The sequence below is a fragment of the Serratia sp. CY44782 genome, from assembly GCF_052168715.1.
Lineage (GTDB): Bacteria > Pseudomonadota > Gammaproteobacteria > Enterobacterales > Enterobacteriaceae > Serratia > Serratia nevei.
In genome coordinates, this window is sequence record NZ_JBJNME010000001.1 from 292,317 (window position 1) to 314,172 (window position 21,856).

20 protein-coding genes are annotated in these 21,856 nt (G+C 60.4%); 9 read left to right on the plus strand and 11 right to left on the minus strand.

What is annotated here, in order from left to right:
* Positions 1–1,479 carry an amino acid permease gene (locus tag ACJ8HT_RS01410; RefSeq protein WP_025160186.1) on the plus strand — a complete coding sequence of 493 codons (1,479 nt, stop codon included), beginning with the start codon at positions 1–3 and terminating at the stop codon, positions 1,477–1,479.
* A gap of 45 nt (positions 1,480–1,524) precedes the next feature.
* On the opposite strand, the gene ACJ8HT_RS01415 is transcribed toward ACJ8HT_RS01410, so the two are convergent.
* Entirely contained in the window at positions 1,525–2,625 is a 1,101-nt protein-coding gene (locus ACJ8HT_RS01415) for a GGDEF domain-containing protein (protein WP_197652430.1), read from the minus strand.
* 364 nt (positions 2,626–2,989) lie between these two features.
* Between ACJ8HT_RS01415 and ACJ8HT_RS01420 the strand changes: the two genes are divergently transcribed.
* Complete coding sequence (locus tag ACJ8HT_RS01420; RefSeq protein WP_194571777.1) at positions 2,990–4,072, plus strand: FecCD family ABC transporter permease; 1,083 nt, start codon at positions 2,990–2,992, stop codon at positions 4,070–4,072.
* Positions 4,069–4,857 (plus strand): ABC transporter ATP-binding protein, encoded by a 789-nt coding sequence (locus ACJ8HT_RS01425; protein WP_049199780.1) that lies wholly within the window; start codon positions 4,069–4,071, stop codon positions 4,855–4,857. The genes ACJ8HT_RS01420 and ACJ8HT_RS01425 overlap by 4 nt, the downstream gene beginning before the upstream one ends.
* A gap of 33 nt (positions 4,858–4,890) precedes the next feature.
* Here ACJ8HT_RS01425 and ACJ8HT_RS01430 read toward each other — a convergent pair whose 3' ends face one another.
* The 6 genes from ACJ8HT_RS01430 to ACJ8HT_RS01455 all read right to left on the minus strand — a co-directional run bounded on the left by ACJ8HT_RS01430 (position 4,891) and on the right by ACJ8HT_RS01455 (position 11,827).
* Complete coding sequence (locus tag ACJ8HT_RS01430) at positions 4,891–5,838, minus strand: siderophore ABC transporter substrate-binding protein (RefSeq protein WP_197652431.1); 948 nt, start codon at positions 5,836–5,838, stop codon at positions 4,891–4,893.
* A 55-nt stretch (positions 5,839–5,893) separates the two neighbouring features.
* A complete protein-coding gene (locus ACJ8HT_RS01435) occupies positions 5,894–7,882 on the minus strand; it encodes a ligand-gated channel protein (RefSeq protein WP_197652432.1) in 1,989 nt (662 codons plus the stop codon).
* A gap of 244 nt (positions 7,883–8,126) precedes the next feature.
* Positions 8,127–9,122, minus strand: a complete 996-nt coding sequence (locus ACJ8HT_RS01440; protein ID WP_033648150.1) for an ABC transporter permease — start codon at positions 9,120–9,122, stop codon at positions 8,127–8,129.
* Entirely contained in the window at positions 9,119–10,630 is a 1,512-nt protein-coding gene (locus ACJ8HT_RS01445) for a sugar ABC transporter ATP-binding protein (protein ID WP_195873535.1), read from the minus strand. The genes ACJ8HT_RS01440 and ACJ8HT_RS01445 overlap by 4 nt, the downstream gene beginning before the upstream one ends.
* A 157-nt stretch (positions 10,631–10,787) precedes the next feature.
* Positions 10,788–11,345, minus strand: a complete 558-nt coding sequence (gene puuR / locus ACJ8HT_RS01450; protein ID WP_038877865.1) for an HTH-type transcriptional regulator PuuR — start codon at positions 11,343–11,345, stop codon at positions 10,788–10,790.
* 197 nt (positions 11,346–11,542) lie between these two features.
* On the minus strand, positions 11,543–11,827 hold the full coding sequence (locus ACJ8HT_RS01455; RefSeq protein ID WP_162215439.1) for a hypothetical protein: 285 nt from the start codon (positions 11,825–11,827) through the stop codon (positions 11,543–11,545).
* On the opposite strand from ACJ8HT_RS01455, the gene ACJ8HT_RS01460 reads away from it, so the two are divergent.
* Together ACJ8HT_RS01460 and ACJ8HT_RS01465 are read left to right on the plus strand one after the other, a co-directional pair.
* Positions 11,741–13,159, plus strand: a complete 1,419-nt coding sequence (locus ACJ8HT_RS01460) for a glutamine synthetase family protein (RefSeq protein WP_197652433.1) — start codon at positions 11,741–11,743, stop codon at positions 13,157–13,159. The two genes, ACJ8HT_RS01455 and ACJ8HT_RS01460, sit on opposite strands and share 87 nt — an antisense overlap.
* Positions 13,160–13,693: 534 nt before the next feature.
* Complete coding sequence (locus ACJ8HT_RS01465) at positions 13,694–15,061, plus strand: APC family permease (RefSeq protein ID WP_049200519.1); 1,368 nt, start codon at positions 13,694–13,696, stop codon at positions 15,059–15,061.
* 70 nt (positions 15,062–15,131) lie between these two features.
* Here ACJ8HT_RS01465 and sbcB read toward each other — a convergent pair whose 3' ends face one another.
* From sbcB to ACJ8HT_RS01480, 3 genes are all read right to left on the minus strand, one after another.
* Positions 15,132–16,559 carry an exodeoxyribonuclease I gene (gene sbcB, locus ACJ8HT_RS01470; RefSeq protein ID WP_197652434.1) on the minus strand — a complete coding sequence of 476 codons (1,428 nt, stop codon included), beginning with the start codon at positions 16,557–16,559 and terminating at the stop codon, positions 15,132–15,134.
* 90 nt (positions 16,560–16,649) lie between these two features.
* Positions 16,650–16,838 carry a DNA polymerase III subunit theta gene (locus ACJ8HT_RS01475; protein ID WP_049200522.1) on the minus strand — a complete coding sequence of 63 codons (189 nt, stop codon included), beginning with the start codon at positions 16,836–16,838 and terminating at the stop codon, positions 16,650–16,652.
* Between the two features lie 54 nt (positions 16,839–16,892).
* Positions 16,893–17,099 carry a hypothetical protein gene (locus tag ACJ8HT_RS01480; RefSeq protein ID WP_038877873.1) on the minus strand — a complete coding sequence of 69 codons (207 nt, stop codon included), beginning with the start codon at positions 17,097–17,099 and terminating at the stop codon, positions 16,893–16,895.
* 258 nt (positions 17,100–17,357) lie between these two features.
* Here ACJ8HT_RS01480 and ACJ8HT_RS01485 point away from each other — a divergent pair, with 258 nt between their 5' ends.
* The gene (locus ACJ8HT_RS01485; protein ID WP_197652435.1) at positions 17,358–18,467 is read left to right on the plus strand and encodes an SDR family oxidoreductase; all 1,110 of its coding nucleotides are present in this window, start codon (positions 17,358–17,360) and stop codon (positions 18,465–18,467) included.
* 34 nt (positions 18,468–18,501) lie between these two features.
* On the opposite strand, the gene ACJ8HT_RS01490 is transcribed toward ACJ8HT_RS01485, so the two are convergent.
* Complete coding sequence (locus ACJ8HT_RS01490) at positions 18,502–19,248, minus strand: S24 family peptidase (protein ID WP_019453597.1); 747 nt, start codon at positions 19,246–19,248, stop codon at positions 18,502–18,504.
* A 176-nt stretch (positions 19,249–19,424) separates the two neighbouring features.
* On the opposite strand from ACJ8HT_RS01490, the gene ACJ8HT_RS01495 reads away from it, so the two are divergent.
* From ACJ8HT_RS01495 to tmaR, 3 genes are all read left to right on the plus strand, one after another.
* Complete coding sequence (locus ACJ8HT_RS01495; RefSeq protein ID WP_038877875.1) at positions 19,425–20,192, plus strand: N-acetylmuramoyl-L-alanine amidase; 768 nt, start codon at positions 19,425–19,427, stop codon at positions 20,190–20,192.
* A 94-nt stretch (positions 20,193–20,286) separates the two neighbouring features.
* Positions 20,287–21,354 (plus strand): FUSC family protein, encoded by a 1,068-nt coding sequence (locus tag ACJ8HT_RS01500; protein WP_197652436.1) that lies wholly within the window; start codon positions 20,287–20,289, stop codon positions 21,352–21,354.
* Positions 21,355–21,514: 160 nt separating this feature from the next.
* Positions 21,515–21,832, plus strand: coding sequence for a PTS system regulator TmaR (gene tmaR / locus ACJ8HT_RS01505; RefSeq protein WP_004935612.1), 318 nt, complete (start codon positions 21,515–21,517; stop codon positions 21,830–21,832).
* The last annotated feature ends 24 nt before the right edge of the window (positions 21,833–21,856 follow it).

Below are 21,856 nucleotides of genomic sequence, written 5' to 3' on the forward strand. Positions count from 1 at the left end.
ATGGCTCAGCAGGATATAAAAACATCGGGGCAGCAAGCACCCGGATTGCGCCGCGAGCTGAAAGCCCGGCATTTGACCATGATCGCCATCGGCGGCTCCATCGGCACCGGCCTGTTCGTCGCCTCGGGCGCCACGGTTTCTCAGGCAGGCCCCGGCGGAGCGCTGCTGTCTTACGCGCTGATCGGTTTGATGGTGTACTTCCTGATGACCAGCCTGGGCGAACTGGCGGCCTTTATGCCGGTCTCCGGTTCATTCTCCACCTACGGCGCCAAATACGTGGAAGAAGGCTTCGGCTTTGCGCTGGGCTGGAACTACTGGTACAACTGGGCGGTGACCATCGCCGTTGACCTGGTGGCCTCGCAGTTGGTGATGAGCTACTGGTTCCCGGACACCCCCGGCTGGATCTGGAGCGCGCTGTTCCTCGGCCTGATGTTCCTTCTGAACTACATTTCGGTGAAAGGGTTCGGCGAGGCGGAATACTGGTTCGCGCTGATCAAGGTCAGCACCGTGATTATCTTCATCGCCGTCGGCGTGCTGATGATCGTCGGCATTCTGAAGGGCGGCGAGCACGCCGGCTGGCAGAACTGGACGATAGGGGACGCGCCGTTCGCCGGTGGCTTCTCGGCGATGATCGGCGTGGCCATGATCGTCGGCTTCTCGTTCCAGGGCACCGAGCTCATCGGTATCGCGGCCGGCGAATCGGAAAACCCGGGTAAAAACATCCCGCGCGCGGTGCGTCAGGTGTTCTGGCGTATCCTGCTGTTCTATATCTTCGCCATTCTGATCATCAGCCTGATTATTCCGTATACCGATCCGAGCCTGCTGCGCAACGACGTGAAGGACATCAGCGTCAGCCCGTTCACCCTGGTGTTCCAGCATGCCGGCCTGCTGTCGGCGGCGGCGGTGATGAACGCGGTGATCCTGACGGCGGTGCTGTCGGCCGGTAACTCGGGCATGTACGCCTCTACCCGCATGCTGTTCACCCTGGCGTCGGAAGGCAAGGCACCGCGCATCTTCGCCAAGCTGTCGAAAGGCGGCGTGCCGCGCAACGCGCTGTACGCGACCTGCGTGGTGGCCGGGCTGTGCTTCCTGACGTCGATGTTCGGCAACCAGTCGGTTTACCTGTGGCTGCTGAATACCTCGGGCATGACCGGTTTCATCGCCTGGTTGGGCATCGCTATCAGCCACTATCGCTTCCGTCGCGGTTACATGCTGCAGGGGCGCGATCTGAACGACTTGCCGTACCGTTCCGGGTTCTTCCCGCTGGGGCCGATCTTCGCCTTCGTGCTGTGCCTGATCATTACCCTGGGCCAGAACTATCAGGCCTTCCTGCAAGACAAGATCGACTGGTACGGCGTGACCGCGACCTACATCGGCATTCCGCTGTTCCTGCTGATCTGGTTTGGTTACAAGCTGTCGCGCGGCACCCGCGTCGTGAAGTACAGCGAAATGGAATTCCCGAAGATGGACGTGAAGTAATTTTCGGAGAGTGAGACGCGGCGGGGGTTCCCGCCGCGTGTAGTTTTACTTTTTCCCGCCTTTGGCTTCCGCCAGCGCCTGCTGCGCCGAGCTCATCAAATCTTCCACCGTCGCATAATCCTGCGTCAGTGCCAAAATGCCGGCGTTGAGCTGCATGTTCACCTCGCCGAACGCGCCAAAATCGTAGGGCGCCTCCAGCGGCGGCACGATACGCGCGAGGAACTCGCTTTCCGCGCCGTAGGGCAGATCGTGCACCAGTATCAAAAACAGGCCGCCGGTATAGCGGCAGACGTAGTCGCTGGGGCGGATCAGCGTCTTGAGGCGCTCGCCGACGGTGCGCAGCACGTCATCGCCAATCTGAACGCCGTGGCTTTGGTAGAGCGCAGCCAGCGGACCGAACTCAAGAATGAACAGGTGGGAGATCGTCTGCGCCGCTGCGGGGCGGCAGATGCTGCGCATCACCACCTCGCCGCCCGCTCGGTTGAGGAAGCCGGTCAGGCGATCGCGGTGCGACGCCTGCTGTTTCTCCCAAGCCAGCGTGACGTGCTGTACCCGCTGGCGGTGGTAGCGAGCGATCATGCCATGGGCCAGCACCAGCCACAGCGGCGCGAGGTCCGCCAGGACAAACAGGTTTTGCACGCGCGACAGCGGTGCCGCCAGCAGGTAGGGCAGCGTCAGCGCGATCACCTCAAGCAGCGCGAAGCGCGGCGCGGCGGCGTGGCGCTGCATCAGCCAGCAGGCCAGGGCGGTGATCGTCAGCCCGGCGAACAGGATTAAAACGAAGCGGCCTGACAGCATCGCCAGCGCGGCGCTGGCGCCGACCAGCAGCATCCACAGCAGCACCGTCACCAGCATGGCGTCCGGCCAGGCGGGTTGGCGCCGCCGCGCCAACCCGGCGCGTCCGACGGTTAACAGCAACAGCAGCAGCAGCAAGCCGATGCCGACCAGCCGCTGGTTCAGCCAGGCGTACCCCACCAACAGCGCCGCCGGCCCCACGGCATTCAGCCAGGGGGTAAGGGGAGAGGGCGTCAGCGTGAGCCGCAGCTGGCGTTGAAACGGCTCGTCGTCGGCGTGCAGCGGGCTGTACAACAGCCAGCTCAGCAGCGCCGGGCGTTTGGGCGTTACCGCCGGAGATGGACTTCTCATTACAGCCTCGTCAATAAAGGCCGCTCTTGCGGCGGCCTGAAGGTTTTTTGCACGCGCGGTGCTGTGGTTTTGGATTCTAAGTGGTTTTTTCGTTATTTGTCAGAGTCTGGTCGGATCAGGAATAACTTTCAGAATAATGAACCTAATAGCCGTTGGCGGGATAAAGGCGAGGGGCTGAAAAATGGCGATATAAAACAATTTATTACATTTTCATAACGCCGTTTTCACCTATTGCTATGATTGATAAGTATTATCGTTTGCTTTATTGTTAACGGCTGCGCGCAGGCTGTCGCCGCGCGCTTTCCGGTTTACGGCGGACGCTTTCGCGCCGCTGTCATGATGGTTGTAACAGGTATCCTAACTAATGAGCGTATCCACCGATTCCATGACTGAAGCCAAGGGGCAACCCGGCGCCGGCGTGATGGGGCGTTATCAGCATATTCTTCGCCATCGCCTGTTGATGATGGGCGCGTTGGCACTGGCAATCTTGGGCTCGCTGCTGCTGGATTTCACCATGGGGCCGTCCGGGCTGTCGCTGTCGTCCTTATGGCAAACGCTGCTCGATCCCGCCGCGGCCGATGCCGGCACGCGGGTGATCGTCTGGGACATCCGCTTGCCTTATGCGCTGATGGCGGTGGTGGTGGGCTTTGCGCTCGGCCTGGCCGGGGCGGAAATGCAGACTATCCTGAATAACCCGTTGGCCAGCCCCTTTACCCTCGGCGTGTCTTCCGCCGCGGCCTTTGGCGCCGCGCTGGCGATCGTGCTCGGCATCGGCATTCCGGGCATTCCCGATCAGTGGTTCATCTCCGCCAACGCCTTTATCTTTGCGCTGTTCGCCGCGCTGATGCTCGACGGCATCACGCGTTGGACGCGGGTCGCCACCTCCGGCGTGGTGCTGTTCGGCATCGCGCTGGTGTTTACCTTCAACGCGCTGGTATCGATGATGCAGTTCATCGCCAGCGAGGACACGCTGCAGGGGCTGGTGTTCTGGACCATGGGCAGCCTGGCGCGCGCCTCGTGGGACAAACTGGGCATTCTGTTCGGCGTATTCGCCGTGCTGCTGCCGCTGTCGATGATGAGCTCGTGGAAACTGACCGCGCTGCGTCTGGGTGAAGACCGGGCGGTGAGCTTCGGCATCGACGTGCGCCGTCTGCGGCTGGCCACGCTGCTGCGCATCAGCATTCTCTCGGCGCTGGCGGTGGCCTTCGTCGGGCCGATCGGCTTTATCGGCCTGGTGGCGCCGCACATCGCCCGCATGATCTTCGGCGAAGATCACCGCTTCTATCTGCCGGCCAGCGCGCTGATTGGCGCGCTGGTGCTGTCGATGGCCTCGGTGGCTTCGAAAAATCTGGTGCCCGGGGTGATCATTCCGGTGGGCATCGTCACGTCGCTGGTCGGGGTGCCGTTCTTCCTGAGCATTATTCTGCGCCATCGGGGGAACGTATGATCCAGGGCTTACGAATAGAAAACTTCTCGGCGGGCTACCCGAAACGCCAGGTGATCGACGATCTCTCGGTGCCGATGCTGCCACGCGGGCAAATCACCGTGCTGTTGGGGCCGAACGGCAGCGGCAAATCGACGCTGCTGCGCTCGCTGGCCGGGCTGAACCCGGCGCAGGGCAAGCTGTGGCTGGACGACGGCGATCTGATGCAGATGCCGTTCGCCCGTCGGGCGGAGAAAGTGGTCTATCTGCCGCAGTCGCTGCCCGCCGGGGTGCATCTGCACGTGCTGGAGTCGATCATCGTGGCGCAGCGCGCCTCGGGCGGCCGCAGCAACGCCGGCAGCGAAGCGGAAGTGATGGCCCTGCTGGAGCAGTTGGGCATCGCGCACCTTGCGCTGAGCTACCTCGATCAACTGTCCGGCGGCCAGAAACAGCTGGTGGGATTGGCGCAGTCGCTGATCCGTCAGCCCTCGCTGCTGCTGCTGGATGAGCCGCTGAGCGCGCTCGATCTCAACTATCAGTTCCACGTGATGGATTTGGTGCGCCGCGAAACCCGCAAGCGCAATATCGTGACGGTGGTGGTAGTGCATGACATCAATATCGCGCTGCGTCACGGCGACCACGTGCTGATGCTGCAGGATGGCGATCTGATCGCCGACGGCGCGCCGGAGCAGGTGATTACGCCGCAGAGCCTGGCGCGGGTCTACGGCGTGCGCGGGCGCATCGAACGCTGCTCGCAGGGCACGCCGCAGGTGCTGATAGACGGCTTGGTAAACCAGCCGACGATTTAACCCAAGAAAAAGCCCGGCATCGCCGGGCTTTCTTTATCGTGCAGTATGGTTCAGCGCCTCGCTCACGCGTTCGACGACGTGCTGGGCGGTGACGATGCCGCCGGACAGATACACCTCGGCCGCCGGCAGGTAAACCACCTGGCCTTTTTTCACCGCCGTGGTTTTCTTCAGCGCGGTGCCGGTGAGGATTTTCTGCGGTGCCACCGCGTTCGGCCGTCCGGTCGCGGCATCTCTGTCGATGACGAACAGCCAGTCCGGATTCAGTTTGGCCACCTGCTCAGGCGTCAGCTTGTTGCCGCGCACGTCTTTTTCGTCTGACTGCAGCGCAGACGAGAAGCCGAGGGCGTCATAGACGAAGCTGAAACGGCTCTTGGGGGCGTAGGCGCTGATCTTGCCGCCGGAGAACAGCACCACCAGCCCGCGCCCGGCCTGGGCGGCCTGTGGTTTGACCGCCGCGATCTGCGCATCCAGCTTATCGACCGCTGCCTGCGCCTGCTGCTGCTTATCGAACAGCTCGCCCAGCTGCAGCGTGCGCTGTTTCAGGCTGCCCAGCTGATCCTGCGGATCGACGGACATGTTCAGCGTCGGCGCCAGCGCGTTCAGCTCGTCATAGGCTTTGGACGCCCGGCCGGCGATCAGGATCAGATCCGGCTTGGCGGCGCGCAGCACGGCCATATCCGGCTCGAACAGGGTGCCGGCATTGAGGTATTTGTCATCCTGATAGCGCTTCAGGCTATCCGGCAAGTTCTTGCGATTGCCGGGCAGCGCCAGCGGCTCGACGCCCAGCAGCTGCAGCGTTTCCAGCGAGGCGTAATCCAGCACCACGATGCGCTGCGGGTGCTTTTTCACCTCGGTGGTGCCGTTCAGGTGCTGAACGTTGACGGTGGCCGGAGCCACCGGCGCGTTGGTTTTGCTGTGGCAACCCGCCAGCGCCATCGCGGCCAGCAGGGCGATCATCAGGGGGGAGCGGCGTAATCTCATGGAGCTTCCTCACGGTGATGGAATGAAAAGGGCGCGCAGCGCGCGCCCGGGGGCATCAGAAGTTGTAGGTCATGCCGACGGTATAACGGCGGCCGTCCAGCGTGGTGCGGAAGTGATCGTAATCCACGGTTTTGTCGAGGATGTTGTAAACCCCGCCGGTCAGCTGCAGGTTTTTCGCCGCCTGGTAGCTCAGGCCCGCATCGACGAAGGTGTAGGACGGCGTGCTGGTCGCCATCGAGGTGCGGCTCAGATACTGTGAGGTTTTGCTGCGGAAGTTAACGCGCGACCACAGGCTGAGGTCCTGCGTGGCACGCCAGTCCAGAACGGTATTCAGCATGTGCTTCGGCATTTGGTTGAGCGCCTTGCCCTGGAACTCGCCGCTCTTCTGCTCGGAAGAGGTGTAAGTGTAGTTGGTGTTCCACTTCCAGTCTTTGTTGATCTGCCAGCCGAAGGTGGCCTCTACGCCGCGCATATTGGCTTTGTCGACGTTGACGCGATCGCTGATAAAGTCGTAGGACGTGCCGCCGATGGTGCAATCCGGCGTGTCTTCGCAGCGGCGCACTTCGGTGATTTTGTCTTTAAAGTCGGTGTTGAAGACCGTCACGCCGGCGTTAACGCCTTTCAGGCTATCCCACATCAGGCCGATTTCTTCGCTCAGGCTCTTCTCAGGCTGCAGATCCGGGTTGCCGACGATGATGCCTTTACGCACGCCGCCGCCGGTGACCTGCCCCCAGTTAGGGGAGGATTGGCGCAGATCCGGCGATTTGTAACCGGCGGAGACGCCGCCTTTCAGCGTCCACTGTTCGGTCAGGTGCCAGACACCGTACATGCGCGGGGTCCAGTGGCTGCCGAAGTTTTCATCACGGTCCATACGGATGCCGCTGGTCAGGCTGAAGTCGTTGGTCAGCGCCCATTCGTCTTCAGCGAACAATGCCCAGCTCCAGCGCGTCAGCTTGCTGAGACCTTGAGCCGATTCAAGCTGGTTGCCGCCGTCGCCCAGTTTTTCATAGCGGTATTGGCCGCCGAGGTTCAGCATGTGGGAACCCAGCTCGAACTGGTTCTGGGTGTTGAAGATGGTGTTGTAGGCCTTCATGTTACGGCCCGGGTTACCGGTTTCTTCGCGCTGCACGTAGCTGGTGGAGTTGCCGAAGTCGTAATAGCCGTTGTGGGTCAGAGCGTAGTTGGTGCGGGTGTATAGGCTTTCGCTGACCTCGGTTGGGGTGCACTTGCCTTTGCTGCATCGCTCCGCCACCACCGATTTGCCCGGCGTGCTGTTGCGATCCTGCAGCGAGCGGCCGATTTCGAAGTCGAATTCGTTTTTCTCGTCCGGCGTCAGGATGAACACCGCGGTGCCGCTGCGCATGCGCTGTTCGTTGTAACCGTTGACGATTTTATCTTCCGCGCGGCGCGACAGCAGGCCGTTGACCCGCAGGCCGAGCAGGCCTTCAACCAGCGGGCCGGAGGCGTAGGCGTTGGTCTGGAACAGATCGCCGGAATCGCGGTTTTCCTGAAGAGTGGCGTCACCGTGCAGCGAGCCTTTCCACTCGGTGCGTGAGGTTTTGCGAGTGATGACGTTGATCACACCGCCCATGGCGTCGGAACCGTACAGCGAAGACATTGGCCCGCGCACCACTTCGATGCGCTCGATGGCTTCCAGCGGCGGCAGCCAGCCCTGTTCGATGCCGGCGTTGTCGCTGTTCGGGCGGGTGCTGCGGGTGTCAACGCGCTTGCCGTCCACCAGGATCAGCGTGTACTTGGAAGACATGCCGCGGATGCTGATGTCACTGCTGCTGGCGCCGCCGGTGACCACCACGCCCGGCACGTCTTTCAGTGCGTCGGTCACGTCGCGATAGGCTTTGTCTTCGATCTGCTGGCGCGGGATCACCGAGATGGAAGCGGCGGAGTCCTGAATTTTTTGCTGGAAGCCGGAGGCGGTGACGACCATGGTGTCCTGGGTGTCGTTCTGCGGCGCGGCCAGCGCGGCGGTGGCGCTGAGTGAGGCGACGACCAGAGCGGCGAGCTTGCTGTAACGTGGCATTTCCATGAGGTAAACCTTTCCTGGATTGAAATGAAAGTAATTAACCAATTGAATTTCTAATGAAATTATTCATCGTTCGCTGAGAAATACTTCGCTTCGTCAGCGTTGCGTGAGGGTATTGTAAGGATTTTTTACTGAATGTAAACGCTAATGATAATTCATATCATTTGTATGCTTGTCCTACTGACGGGAAAGGGTAACCGGATGAATTAAAGGGAAAAGCGGCGCAGCGGGCGTGCGCCGGGGAGGATCAGCGTTTCTGGATGTAGGTGATGGCCAGCGCCAGCGCCAGCACCAGGCCTTTGATAATGTCCATGGCGTAGTAGGGCACCGACAGCATCACCAGGCCATTTTGCAGCACGCCGAGGATCACCGCGCCGATCAGGGTGCCGAGCGCATTGGGTTTACCGGCCCCGGCCAGCGAGAAGCCGATATAGGCCGCCGCCACCGCGTCCATCAGATAACCGCCGCCGGCGTTGACCTGCGAAGAGCCGATACGTGACGCCAGCAAAATGCCGCCAAGCGCCGCCAGCCAAGAGGAAATAACGTAAGCGGCAACCCTGTAACGCACGGTGCGGATGCCCGACAGACGCGCCGCTTCGGGGTTGCCGCCGATGGCATACATGCGGCGGCCATGCTTGGTCAACGACAGGAACAGCTGCACCGCCACGGTGACCGCCAGCATGATCAACACGATTACCGGCACCTGGCCGAGGGCGGAAAACACCTCCGGGATCAGGCCTTCCGCCATGTCGCCATTCGGCAGCACCATGTTTTGGGTGATGGATCCGCCGTAGCTGTAGGTCATCGCCACGCCCTGGATCACGAACAGGCTGGCCAGCGTCGCCAGCATATCGGGAATTCTGAACACCACGATCAGCAGGGCGTTGAACAGGCCGACCAGCGTGCACAGCAGCAGCGTTACCACGATAGCGCCGGTGGTGCCGAACCCGTGCCAGACGAACAGCGAAATCACCAGCGCGTTGGCCAACGAGGCGGTCGAGCCGACCGACAGATCGAAACCGCCGACCGACAGCGAGATAGAGACGCCGATGGCGATCACCGTCACGATGGCGATCGAACGCAGGATATTGATGATGTTGTTGGCATCGAGAAAGTTGTCCGACGCCAGGCCGAACAGGGCGATCAGCGCCGCCACGGTCAGCAACATGCCCCATTTGTAGAGGAAATCGAACAGCTGTTGGCGCCAGGGCAGCGCAGGCCGCAGGGCTAATTCTTTACTCACGTAGGGGTTCCTCCGGTGGAATAGAGCAATAAGGTTTCTTCGTCGATGTCGGCGGCGTTCAACTCCGCCACGATGCGGCCGTCCCACAGCACGCAGATGCGATCGCACAGGCCAACCAGCTCGGCGAACTCGCCGGAGGCGTAAATCACGCCTTTGCCGGCGCGCGCCAGGCCGTCGATCAGGCCAAACAGCTCCTGCTTGGCCTTGATGTCCACGCCCTTGGTCGGTTCATCGAAGATCAGTACCTCGGCGTCGCCGCGCAGCCATTTGCCGATCGCCACTTTTTGTTGATTGCCGCCGGACAGGCGCGCCAGCCGCTGTTGCGGGCCCGAGGCGCGAATGTTCAGGCGTTGCATGATCTCGCGTGCCCAGCGCAGCTCTTGCCGCCGGCTGAACAGGCTCCAGCGCGAGAAGCTGTCGTCGGCGCTGACGCTCAGGTTCATCGGGATCGCCTCATCGATGAAGATGCCTTCTTTGCGGCGCTCTTCCGGCACCAGCGCCAATCCTTGTTCGACCGAGAGGTGCGGCGCGCGCGGCGCCCAGGGTTGCCCGCGCAGTTCGCCGCGCTCAAGCTGCACGGCGCTGGCGCCGAACAGCGCTTTGCACAGCTCGGTTTTGCCGGCCCCGGCCAGCCCGGCGATGCCGAGAATTTCGCCCTCATGCAGCCGCAGCGAAACGTCGCGCAGCTTGTGGCGATCGCGCAAGCCTTGCACCTGCAGCAGCGTTCGCTCGGCGTGCGGCGGGCGCGGCGGCGGGAAAATGTCGTCCAGCCGATGGCCGAGCATCTTCTCGACGATCTGTTCGCCGCTCAGCCCGCGCATGGGGTCTTCACTGACGCGCCGGCCGTCGCGCAGCACCGTCAGCCGATCGCAAATGTCGCTCAGTTCGTGGATGCGGTGGGAAATAAACACGATGCCGATGCCTTCGGATTGCAGGCGGCGCACCACGTTAAACAGGCGCTCGCTCTCGGCGCGATCGAGCGGCGCGGTCGGTTCGTCGAGCACCAGAAAACGGCAGCGGTGCGACAGCGCGCGCGCCAGCAGCACCTGCTGTTTTTCCGCCAGCGTGCAGTCCGCCAGCCGCCTGCGCGGGTTGAGCGGCAGCGCCCATTGCTGCAGCAACTGCGCGGCGCGACGGTGCAGCTCCGCCCAGTTCAGCCAGTGGCCCGGCTCGTTCAGCCAGTCCAGCATGATGTTTTCCGCCACCGACAGCGTGGGGATCAGCGCGACGTCGACCTCTTGCTGCACCACGTGAATACCGTGGCGGCGCGCCTGCAGCGGGGAGTGGATCGCCACCGCCTGGCCGTCGATCAGGATCTCGCCGCGATAATGATCGTGGGCGCCGGAGAGGATCGCCATCAGCGTCGACTTGCCCGCGCCGTTGGCGCCGACTAGCGCGTGGATTGAACCGCCCTGCAGCGTGAAGTCCACGTCCTGCAGCGCGTTGAAGCCGGCGAAGGCGATCGAGATATTGCGCATCTCGAGGCGTGAAGGCGTTGCGGTCGACATAGGGTATTAAGGCCGTTTAGATGTTTAGATGGCTGTTCTGCTCTGTTGTAACACAGATTGCGCCGTTGGCAACCAACAAAATGGCATAACGGCGGTGAAAAACGCGTTGGCGGGCAGGGGCGCAACCCGCGTCAGGCTGCGCCGAAGCGATAAGCGGTCAGAAGGTGGTGGGGGTGTGAGCGCTGACGATGCGGCAGATGCGCGCCGAGGTATTGCTGAAGCTGTGCGGGATGCCGGTGTTGATGGCGTAACTCTGGCCGGCGGTCAGGCAGTAGCTCTGGCCGTTGATGGTTAGCACGATCTCGCCTTCCAGCAGGGTACCGATCTCTTCGCCCTGGTGCTTGATCTTTTCGCCGGTGGTGGTGCCGGGCTGATAGGTTTCCAGCATCATCGCCAGGTTGCGCGTCGGGCTGCCGTTGTGCACCAGCTTCATCGACACCCCCTGGCTGCCGATCTCAATCAGGTCCTCGGCGTCGATCACCACGCGCGGTTCGTCGGCGGCTTCCGGTTCGGCAAAGAATTCGGACAGCGACAGGCCATACACCTTCAGCAGCTTTTGCAGCGTGCTGATGGCCGGGCTGACCTTGTCCTGTTCGATGGTGCTGATCGCACTGTGGGTTAACCCGGACAGTTCGGCGACCCGGCGCTGCGACAAACCCAATTGCTGACGGATCTGCGACAGGCGTTTGCCCGGTGCCAAGCTGGCTTCGCTCATAGCGGTACTTCCTTCTGGTAGGGGCGACAGGCAGACATGAATATCGCTATCGGGCGCCTGTCTGGGCGATAACGATGCTGCATGATATCGGTAGTTAGGGCAGGTTTGGAAAATATATTGCCCATGTTCACTCTCGGCGCGTTGGACGAAATAGTTGACGTAAAAAGGACGGCAAGGCCTTTTCGGTCAATATTTTATCAATTTAGCAGCCGGTGGCGAATAATCAAACAGGATTGTAACATTTGCAAACCTATTCTGTTAAGGCTATGTTTCATGTTGTGGATGTTATTTTGAGCGCCCAGCAGCGGCGCAGCCTGGCGAGAAATCCAATCATGTGTTGAATCGAACGGCGGACGGGCGCCAACGCGCCTTAAGAGCATAATGGCGGGTGACGTATGCAAACCAATAGCGCAGCAGTTGAACATTTTGCACAGCATCATGAAGAGAGGCGAAGTAGCGCGTTCCAAAATGAGGTTGCTCATTATTTGGAACGCCATCCCGCCACGCAGTATGTCGATATCCTTCTCACCGATCTCAATGGTTCCTTCCGCGGCAAACGCATACCCGTCTCAGGGTTGAAAAAACTGGAAAAAGGCAGCTACTTCCCCGCGTCGGTGTTCGCCATGGACATCCTCGGCAACGTGGTGGAGGAAACCGGTCTTGGGCAGGAACTCGGCGAACCGGACCGCGTATGCCTGCCGGTGCCCGGCTCGCTGACGCCGTCGGCCGCCGATCCCGAGCATATCGGCCAGGTGCTGCTGACCATGCTGGATGAAGATGGCACTCCCTTTGACGTTGAACCCCGCAATGTGCTGAACCGCGTGTGGCAGGCGCTGCGACAGCGCGGCTTGTTCCCGGTGGCAGCGGTAGAGCTGGAGTTTTATCTCATCGATCGGCAGCGCGACGCGGAGGGCGATCTGCAGCCGCCGTGTGCGCCTGGCACCCTGGAGCGCAACACCCAAAGCCAGGTGTATTCCGTCGATAACCTGAACCATTTCGCCGAGGTGCTGAACGACATCGACGCGCTGGCGAAGCTGCAGGGGCTGCCGGCGGACGGCGCGGTGGCGGAGGCGTCGCCGGGGCAGTTCGAGGTCAACCTGCGTCATACCGACGATATCTTGCTGGCCTGCGACCACGCGCTGGCGCTGAAGCGGCTGGTGCGGCTGGTGGCCGAGAACCACGACATGCACGCCACCTTTATGGCCAAACCCTATGAGGATTACGCCGGCAGCGGCATGCATGTGCATGTCAGTATGCAGGACGGGGCGGGCAACAACCTGTTCGCCGACGCGGAAGGCGAGGATTCACCGCTATTGAAACAGGCGCTGGCCGGGATGATCACCCTGATGCCGGCGTCGATGGCGCTGCTGGCACCGAACGTCAACGCCTACCGGCGCTTCCAGCCGGGGATGTATGTGCCGATCCAGGCCGCCTGGGGCCACAACAACCGCACCGTGGCGCTGCGCATTCCCTGCGGCGAACCGGAGAACCACCGGGTGGAGTACCGCGTGGCCGGTGCCGACGCCAATCCCTATCTGGTGATGGCGGCGATCCTGGCCGGCATGCTGTACGGGCTGGACAACGCGCTGCCGCTGCCTGAACCGGTGACCGGCAACGGGCTGGAGCAGGAGGGGCTGCCGTTGCCGATCCGCCAGAGCGACGCATTGTACGAGTTCGAACACCAGCACGCGCTGACCCATTATCTGGGCGAGCGTTTTACCCAGGTTTATCACGCCTGCAAGACGGACGAACTGCTGCAGTTTGAACGGCGGGTGACGGAAACCGAGATCGACTGGATGTTGAAAAATGCCTGAATGGGCGTATAAAGTAAGAGGTATGTGCGGGCGACCGGCCTGCTGGTAGCGGATTAATTCGCCTGCCGGGCTGGTTTTCCGTTCGATCGACAAAAAGAATTTGTATTTGAGGGCTTCCGGATCTTGTCATCCGGAGGCATTCTGGTGCAAAATATCTCAAATGCAGATAGCCGACGTTTTAACGCGTCGGTTATTTTTTTTGCATTAAGTTTTACCAACGTAGCGTTTCATACACCAAGCGAGGCCGGACACCGATCCGGATAGATAAATAGTTTCGTGCACGATCAAACAAAACTTTATGGTCGTGACTCATGAGGATTAGAAAGATGGGGCAATTTTTCACTTTAGCACCGGTGCCCGCCGGTTTCCGCTGTGGCCGCAGCGACTATGGAGCAGCCGAGGTTTCCTCGACCCGTTATCCAGCTTACAATCCCCTTCTTTTAGAATTAAGTCGCTCGTTGCGAAGTTTCCCCGCAACCTTAAGTCTTGGCGTGTCCGCCATCCGCAAGGCTCAAGGTAAGGGGGGGCTGAACAATGTCCGATAATACCCTCAACGCCGCTCCGGCTCAGCGCACCCAGCTGCGCAAAACCCTGACTTTGGTTCCGGTAGTGATGATGGGCCTGGCTTATCTGCAGCCAATGACCATCTTCGATACCTTCGGCATCGTATCCGGCCTGACCGATGGTCACGTCGCGACTGCGTACGCCTTCGCTCTGCTGGCGATCCTGTTTACCGCCCTGAGCTACGGCAAGCTGGTGAAGAAGTTCCCTTCCGCCGGTTCTGCCTACACTTACGCCCAGAAAGCCATCAGCCCGCACGTCGGCTTTATGGTGGGCTGGTCATCGCTGCTGGACTACCTGTTCATGCCGATGATCAACATCTTGCTGGCCAAGATTTACCTGGAAGCGATTTTCCCGGGCGTCCCGTCCTGGATCTTCGTGGCGGTGCTGGTCGGCTTGATGACGATTTTCAACCTGCGCGGCATCAAGCTGGTGGCTAACCTGAACTCCATCATCGTGGTGGTGCAGGTGGCGATCATGATCGTGTTCCTCGGCCTGGTGATCAACGGCATTTACCACGGCGAAGGCGCCGGTACGCTGGTCAGCAGCCGTCCGTTCTGGTCCGATAACGCTCACGTGGTGCCGATGATTACCGGTGCGACCATCCTGTGCTTCTCGTTCCTGGGCTTCGACGGCATCAGCTCGCTGTCTGAAGAGACCAAAGACGCAGAGAAAGTGATCCCGAAAGCCATCTTCCTGACGGCGCTGATCGGCGGCATTATCTTTATCGTGGTGTCTTACTTCGTGCAGCTGTACTTCCCGGACATCTCGCGCTTCAAGGATCCTGACGCGTCGCAGCCTGAAATCATGCTGTACGTGGCGGGCAAGTTCTTCCAGTCGGTGATCCTGGTGTTCTCCTGCGTGACGGTATTGGCGTCTGGCATGGCGGCACATGCGGGTGTTTCGCGTCTGATGTACGTGATGGGCCGCGACGGCGTGTTCCCGACTCGCTTCTTCGGCTATGTACATCCGAAGTGGCGTACCCCGGCGTTGAACGTGTTGCTGGTTGGCGCCATCGCGCTGTCCGCGGTGTCGTTTGACCTGGTGACCGCGACCGCGCTGATCAACTTCGGTGCGCTGGTGGCATTCACCTTCGTCAACCTGTCGGTGATCTCGCAGTTCTATATCCGCGACAAGATGAACCGCACCGTGAAGGACACGTTCAACTACCTGATCCTGCCGGTGATGGGCGCACTGACCGTCGGCGCGCTGTGGATCAACCTGGAAGCCAGCTCGATGACGCTGGGCCTGGTTTGGGCGACCATTGGTTTGATCTACCTGGCCGTCGTCACCCGCAGCTTCCGTCTGCCGGTGCCGCAAGCGAGCGAAGACGCCGCCTAAGCGCGAGCCTCTCTTCAGCCACAAAAAAGGCCGCTTTCGCGGCCTTTTCCTTTTCTGTTTGCTGCGGGTTTTACCCCACCAACTCTTTGCCGTAATCGAACAGCGCTTTCAGCAGGGCGGTTTTCTCTTTGTCGCCTTCGTGCAGGTTATACAGCGATTCGAGCTGCAGCAGGTAACTCTGCACGCGCTCCGCGCTCAATGCTTCCTGGCGGTGCTGCAGCCAGCGGCGCTGCTCGGCATCGTCCAGCGTATTCGGGTAGTTGCGCGCGCGGAAGCGGAACAGCAGCTCTTTCATGCGGCCGTCGCTGAAGGCCAGATCCAGCGCCGGCAGGTTCTGCGGCTTGGTCTGCTGAATAATCCTCATCGCCGCCTTGTCGGCGTCGCTGAAGAAGCCGTCGTACAACCGGGCGTCGACGTCGTCGGAGCCTTTGAACGGCTCGGCTTCGGCGAACAGCGCCACCACTTTCTCGCGCACTTCCGGGTGCTGTTTCAGCAGCTGCAGGTTCTGCAGGCAGGCCTGGCGATCGATGCCCAGCCGCTCGGCGTTCTCCGGCAGCAGGGTTTTGGCCGGCGCCAGCACCGGGCATTTGTTGATGTGCACCAGCTTGATCGGCACCGGCGCCTGATCCGGCGCCAGGTCTTCGCGGCGGGTATACAGGCGTTCACGCAGCTGCTCGGCGCTCAGCGTCAGCAGCGGCGTCATATCGCCGGCGAGATCGCACATGATCACCGCGTTCTTGTTGTCCGGGTGCCAGGCCAATGGCGACACCCAACTGGTGTTGCCGCGCGCCGCGCCGAACATGCCGGAGACATGCACCAGCGGCGTCATTTCGGCGACGTCGATCAGGGCGTTCAGCTTGTGCTTGTTGCGGTGCTGCAGCAGGAAATCGAACAGCCGCGGCTGCGCCTGCTTGACCAGCTTGGCCATGGCGATGGTGGCGTAAACATCCGACATCGCGTCGTGAGCCTGCGTGTGCTCGACGCCGTTGGCGCGCGTGAGGTGTTCGAGGCGGAAGCTGGGGAAGCCGTCTTCGTTTTCCGGCCAGACGATGCCGTCCGGGCGCAGGGCGTAGCAGGCGCGCATCACATCCAGCAGATCCCAGCGCGAGTTGCCGTTTTGCCAGCTGTAGGCATAGGAATCGTAGAAATTGCGATAGAAGATATTGCGGCTCACTTCGTCATCGAAGCGGATGTTGTTGTAACCGAGAATGCAGGTGCCGGCCACGCTGAAGGCCTGATGGATTTGGCGGGTGAACTCGGCCTCGTTAACGCCTTTGGCGCGCGCCACCTGCGGCGTGATGCCGGTGATCATCACCGCCTCGGGTTCCGGCAGGTAGTCGTCGGCCGGGGCGCAGTAGATGACCAGCGGCTCTTCGATAATGTTGAAATCCATATCGGTGCGCACGCCGGCGAACTGCGCCGGGCGATCCAGCGACGGGCTTTTGCCGAAGGTTTCGTAATCGTGAATATAAAATGTGGCCGTTGCCTTGCTGCTCAAAATCGCGTCTCTTCAGTGGCGGATACAAGATGCCCCTATTGTAACGGCGTGGGGAGCGATGCCAAGCGGCGGTTAGCGAAATGCGCGCAATTACGCACGGCGATAATAATCCAGCCGTTGATGAAAGTAGGGGAGCAGGTGGTCGGGGATCTGTTGTTCCGTTTCCGCCTGGGTCGAGGCGATGCCGTAGCGCTCGTTGTAGATCACGCTGATGGCCAGCAAATCGGTTTCTATTTTTTCGCGTTGTGCCTGCGGTAAGCTATCCAGCTTTCGAGCCATCGTTATCTCCCTGTTAACCTTAGGGCATAATAGGATCGTTAGCGGGTCTTGTCCCTACCCATTCCGGGGGGCGGTGGACGCCTGAGCGCCTTGCTGCGAGCAGGGGGCCAGGCTGTGGCGCGCGGCGAACTCGCTCTGCGGCTGGTGTGCATTGAGGCGATCCGCCCGGTTATACAGCGAACAGGCGCCGCCGATGACCGCCACCCAAAACAGGGTGCACAGCAGCAAAACCCCCAACCAGGCTTTTTGGTTATAGGTCATAAGTCCTCCACGGACGAGAAGAGAAATAACATTGACCGTTAAATTAAATCAGGGGCTACATCAATGGTATTTAAACAGTAGGGATTAATCGCAATGCGTGCCCGACTCTTTTGTTACGAAATCCATGATGGATGTTTCAAAAGATTCCTTAAGATAATATTAAGAAAATTGAGTAGGGGCGCCGTAATTCTATTTAATATTTGTTTAATTATCCGCAGATACAATCTTCCACATTCAATGCCAATGTGGGTGACAATTATGAAAACGCTACTGTTGACCGGCGCTACCGGCTTTCTCGGTGGTGCAGTTCTCGAAAAATTATTGATTGAAAATCAGTCTATTAATTATCTTTTACTGGTTCGCGCCGATGATGCGCAGCAAGGGCTGGCCCGTATTCGCGCGAATATGGAAAAGTTTAATATCGATGCGAACCTGCTGTCTAAAATTACGATAGGAAATATATTGTTGGGCGACCTTTCTGAGCCGGCCGACTTTTTAACTGACGCACGTATTAACAATGTCACGCACGTTATTAACTGTGCGGCCGTTGCTTCATTTGGTAATAACCCGCTCATTTGGAAGGTAAACGTAGAAGGCACTCTGGCCTTTGCCGAAAGAATGGCGCAGGTGCCGGGATTAAAACGTTTCCTGCACGTCGGCACCGCCATGTCTTGTTCGCCGGAGCCGGGTTCGCTGGTGGCGGAGAGCGGCGAGTTTGAGGAAGACGCCGAGCACCTGGTGGAATATACGCGTTCCAAATCCACCATCGAACAGCTGATGCGCCAACGCTGCCCGCAAATGCCGCTGACCATCGCTCGTCCGTCGATCGTGGTGGGGCACACCCGCCTGGGCTGCCAGCCTTCCAGCAGCATTTTCTGGGTGTTCGGCATGGCGCTGATGCTGCGCAAGTTCATGTGCTCACTGCAGGACAATATCGACGTGATCCCGGCGGACTACTGTGCGGATGCGCTGGTGATGCTGATGAACAGCGAAACGCTGGAGAACGACGTGTATCACATCTCCGCCGGCGTGGAGAGCAGCGTCAGCTTTGCCGAAATTGATAACGCCATGGCGGCCGCGCTGGAAAAAGCGCCGGTGGGCGATGAGTATGCGCAGGTAACGTATGACGCGCTGGTGAAAATGCGCCGCCAGCTGAAAGACATTTTCGGCCCGTGCAACGAGCGGCTGATGCTGAAGGCGATGCGCCTGTACGGATCGTTCGCCATGCTCAACGTGCGTTTCAGCAACGAGAAGATCCTCAAGCTGGGCATGCCAAAGCCGCCGCGCTTCACCGACTACATCGCCGGCTGCGTGCAGTCGACCCGCGGGCTGTCTATCCAGCAGCAGATGGTGGTGGACTTCAAATAACCGCCGGGCGCAGCGGGCGCCCGAGGTTGCTCCGCTACCAGGACGAAGAGGACCAGAAGACGCGGCCGAGCACCACCAGTTGCTCTTTGCGCTGCTGATAGCTGAGGTGCTCGTCCTGGTACTCTTCCCGGTTGAGGGAGCGGATGATGACGCCGCCGTCCGGCTGCTCGATCAGCACTTTCACCCGCAGCAAATTGCCGTGGCGGATGGCGTAGGTCTTGCCTTCCCGGATGCGCGTGTCGTCGGTGTTGATGCCGACCACGTCGCCGTCCTGCAGGCGCGGCTCCATGCTGGAGCCGGAGATGCGAATAATACGCGCGGCGTTGACCGCCACCCCCATCTTGTGCAGGTAGTAACGGCGGAAGATCAGCGAAAACTCCTCGCGATCGACGATTTCGTAGCAGCCGTCGCCGGCGGAAAAATCAATATCCAGCAGCGGGATCTCCACAAACTCTTCCTTGTCCTGTTCGGTATCTTCCCATACCACCGGTTTCAAACGGGCGGGCTGGAAGTCCGACTCCGCCGCCACGTTGTCAAACGGGCGCACCAGCTGCTTTTCGTGAAACACGTCGAACCAGCCCTTGGGCAAATTCAGCCTGGCCTCGATCCGCCTGGCTAGATTGTCGCCAAGATTGCGGGAGGATTTTTCCCCGATGATTTGGCTCAGCGTCGGCGCGGAAGACTCAACCAGCGTGGCGAACTCATTCTGGTTGACGCCTTGCCGGGCGTAGCGGGCCATCAATTCGCGCAGATTGTTGCGCCTGATTTCTTTAGTTTCCATTGTTCGATGATCGCACTCTTTAGCAAAAAGGTAAATAACGGTTTTGCTAAAAAACGCTTGCGCATAATTTAGCAATTAGCTAAAACAAAAAGGGTGAGCCAAAGGTTCACCTGTGCGGAGCGGCCTGTCATGATGAGAGGCCGCTCAGTGAAATCAAACGAGAGAGGGACTTTACGATGTACAAGATTGATTACAATAGCTACCGATCGGTCGCCAGCTTCGGCCACCGCGTGCGCTTTCTGGTGCTGCACTACACGGCGCAAAACTTTGCCGACTCGGTGAAGTCGTTGACCGGAAAATCGGTCAGCGCGCACTATCTGGTGCCGGATCCGACCGAGGCCACCTATCAGGCCGCCGGCTTCAGCGGCGTGCGCATTTTCAACCTGGTGGACGAGAACGAGCGCGCCTGGCATGCCGGCACCAGCCAGTGGGGCACCCGCAGCAATATCAACGACACCTCGATCGGCATCGAGATCGTCAACCTGGCGAGCGGCGACGGTGAGAACATCACCTTCCCGCCGTTCAACCCGCAGCAGATCGAGGCGGTCACCCAGCTGGCGCAGAATATCCTGCAGCGTTACCCGGACATCTCGCCGGTGAACGTGGTGGCACACTCCGACATCGCGCCGGGCCGCAAGAGCGATCCGGGCCCGCAGTTCCCGTGGCAGCAGCTGTATCAGGCCGGCGTTGGCGCCTGGTATGACGAGGCGACCAAGCAGCAGCGCCAGCAGGAATACTGCCGTCAGGGGCTGCCGGCGCAGGCCGAGCTGCTGAAACTGTTCGCCCAATACGGCTACGACACCTCGGCGGCGAATACCGCAGAAGGCTATCGCCAGCTGGTGCGCGCGTTCCAGCTGCACTTCCGCCAGCAGAAGTATGACGGCGTGATGGATGTCGAAACCGCCGCCGTTCTGCGCGCGCTGGTCGACAAGTACGCCGCCTGAGCCTGATCGCGAATGGGGGACGCCTCATTCGCCTTTTCCTTGCCGGGCTTCCTCCGCTAAAATAGCGGCCTGGCTGGTCTTTATCGGAGGCATTGTGCGCCTCGATCGAAAAATCTCTTCCCTTGAATTGCTAACCTACCGCCACTATCGCATCGTCCACGGCGTGCGCATCGGGCTGGCGTTTATTCTGACCTTTCTGCTGATCCGCTTGCTGGCGGTGCCCGAAGGCACCTGGCCGCTGATCACCCTGGTGGTGGTGATGGGGCCGATCTCGTTTTGGGGCAACGTGCTGCAGCGGGCGCTGCAACGCATTGCCGGCACGGTGTTCGGCGCCGCGTCCGGCCTGATCGCCCTGTATCTGGAACTCTATTCGCTGCCGCTGATGCTGGTCTGGTGCGGCGTGGTGATGTTCGTCTGCGGTTACCTGACGCTGGGCAAACGGCCGTATATGGCGCTGCTGGTGGGGATCACGCTGGCGGTGGTGTGCGGCGCGGGCGCCGGCGACATGCATACCGCGCTGTGGCGCAGCGGCGACGTGATCTTCGGCTCGCTGCTGGCGCTGTTGTTCACCAGCATCTACCCACAGCGCGCCTATATTCTGTGGCGCATGCAGATGGCGGACTGTCTGCAAACCGCCGCCCGCCTCTACGGCGCGTATTTTTCGCCGAACGTCATTGAGCGGCCGCGGCTGGAGCCGCAGCTCAAGGACCTGCTGAATCAGGTGGTGAAGCTGCGCAGCCTGATCGTGCCCGCCAGCAAGGAAACCCGCATCCCCAAAACGGTGTTCGAGGCGGTGCAAACCCTCAGCCGCAATCTGGTGTGCACGCTGGAGCTGATGGCCGACGCCTACTGGGCCTCGCGTGAAACGCACTTCATCATGTTGAACGCCCGCACGCTGCGCAGCACCCAGCTGCTGACGCTGAGCTCGCTGGAATCGTTGGCGGTGCTGATGCGCGAAGGGCCCCAGGCGCAGCGGCAGGCGGCGGCGGGGCAGCTGGCGGAGATCGCCGGCGAGCTGAAAACGCTGATGCAGGAGGTGAGCCTCGGCCAGCACGGCGAAGCGCCGATTTACGGCTATGTCTGGCTCTGCATGGAGCTGGCGCAGCAGCTGGAAGAGCTGGGGGATCTGCTCCAGGTCTGCACCGCCGCCGTGCGCGAATAAGGGGTCAGATCATGAAGGCGGCGCTTTGGGTTTTGGCCGCCGGGGCAAAGTGGGTAAGATAAGGCAATCACTGTTGTGCCGGACCGCCACAAACCTGTATCTTGGTGCCATGTGGCCGTAAGCAAATGAATCTGTGTATTACTAAAGCAAGGGTATAAAGATGGATAATGCAAATAAGCCGAGTTTCCAGGACGTGCTGGAGTTTGTGCGTATGTTCCGCCGCAAAAACAAACTGCAACGCGAGATCGTCGACAACGAAAAGAAAATTCGTGATAACCAGAAGCGCGTGCTGCTGCTCGACAACCTGAGTGAGTACATCAAGCCCGGCATGAGCATTGAAGACATTCAGGGCATCATCGCCAACATGCGCAGCGACTACGAAGATCGCGTTGATGACTACATCATCAAAAATGCCGATCTGTCCAAAGAGCGCCGCGAGCTGTCCAAAAAGCTGAAGGCGATGGGCGAAGTGAAGTAACCCGCTTTAGCGGGCCGGGCGTCC

Excerpts from the sequence above, each read along its gene's own strand:
- ACJ8HT_RS01410 (WP_025160186.1), top strand. The coding sequence starts at position 1 with ATGGCTCAGCAGGATATAAAAACATCGGGGCAGCAAGCACCCGGATTG.
- ACJ8HT_RS01415 (WP_197652430.1), bottom strand. The coding sequence starts at position 2,625 with ATGAGAAGTCCATCTCCGGCGGTAACGCCCAAACGCCCGGCGCTGCTG.
- ACJ8HT_RS01420 (WP_194571777.1), top strand. The coding sequence starts at position 2,990 with ATGAGCGTATCCACCGATTCCATGACTGAAGCCAAGGGGCAACCCGGC.
- ACJ8HT_RS01425 (WP_049199780.1), top strand. The coding sequence starts at position 4,069 with ATGATCCAGGGCTTACGAATAGAAAACTTCTCGGCGGGCTACCCGAAA.
- ACJ8HT_RS01430 (WP_197652431.1), bottom strand. The coding sequence starts at position 5,838 with ATGAGATTACGCCGCTCCCCCCTGATGATCGCCCTGCTGGCCGCGATG.
- ACJ8HT_RS01435 (WP_197652432.1), bottom strand. The coding sequence starts at position 7,882 with ATGGAAATGCCACGTTACAGCAAGCTCGCCGCTCTGGTCGTCGCCTCA.
- ACJ8HT_RS01445 (WP_195873535.1), bottom strand. The coding sequence starts at position 10,630 with ATGTCGACCGCAACGCCTTCACGCCTCGAGATGCGCAATATCTCGATC.
- puuR (WP_038877865.1), bottom strand. The coding sequence starts at position 11,345 with ATGAGCGAAGCCAGCTTGGCACCGGGCAAACGCCTGTCGCAGATCCGT.
- ACJ8HT_RS01460 (WP_197652433.1), top strand. The coding sequence starts at position 11,741 with ATGCAAACCAATAGCGCAGCAGTTGAACATTTTGCACAGCATCATGAA.
- ACJ8HT_RS01455 (WP_162215439.1), bottom strand. The coding sequence starts at position 11,827 with ATGAGCAACCTCATTTTGGAACGCGCTACTTCGCCTCTCTTCATGATG.
- ACJ8HT_RS01465 (WP_049200519.1), top strand. The coding sequence starts at position 13,694 with ATGTCCGATAATACCCTCAACGCCGCTCCGGCTCAGCGCACCCAGCTG.
- ACJ8HT_RS01475 (WP_049200522.1), bottom strand. The coding sequence starts at position 16,838 with ATGGCTCGAAAGCTGGATAGCTTACCGCAGGCACAACGCGAAAAAATA.
- ACJ8HT_RS01480 (WP_038877873.1), bottom strand. The coding sequence starts at position 17,099 with ATGACCTATAACCAAAAAGCCTGGTTGGGGGTTTTGCTGCTGTGCACC.
- ACJ8HT_RS01485 (WP_197652435.1), top strand. The coding sequence starts at position 17,358 with ATGAAAACGCTACTGTTGACCGGCGCTACCGGCTTTCTCGGTGGTGCA.
- ACJ8HT_RS01490 (WP_019453597.1), bottom strand. The coding sequence starts at position 19,248 with ATGGAAACTAAAGAAATCAGGCGCAACAATCTGCGCGAATTGATGGCC.
- ACJ8HT_RS01495 (WP_038877875.1), top strand. The coding sequence starts at position 19,425 with ATGTACAAGATTGATTACAATAGCTACCGATCGGTCGCCAGCTTCGGC.
- tmaR (WP_004935612.1), top strand. The coding sequence starts at position 21,515 with ATGGATAATGCAAATAAGCCGAGTTTCCAGGACGTGCTGGAGTTTGTG.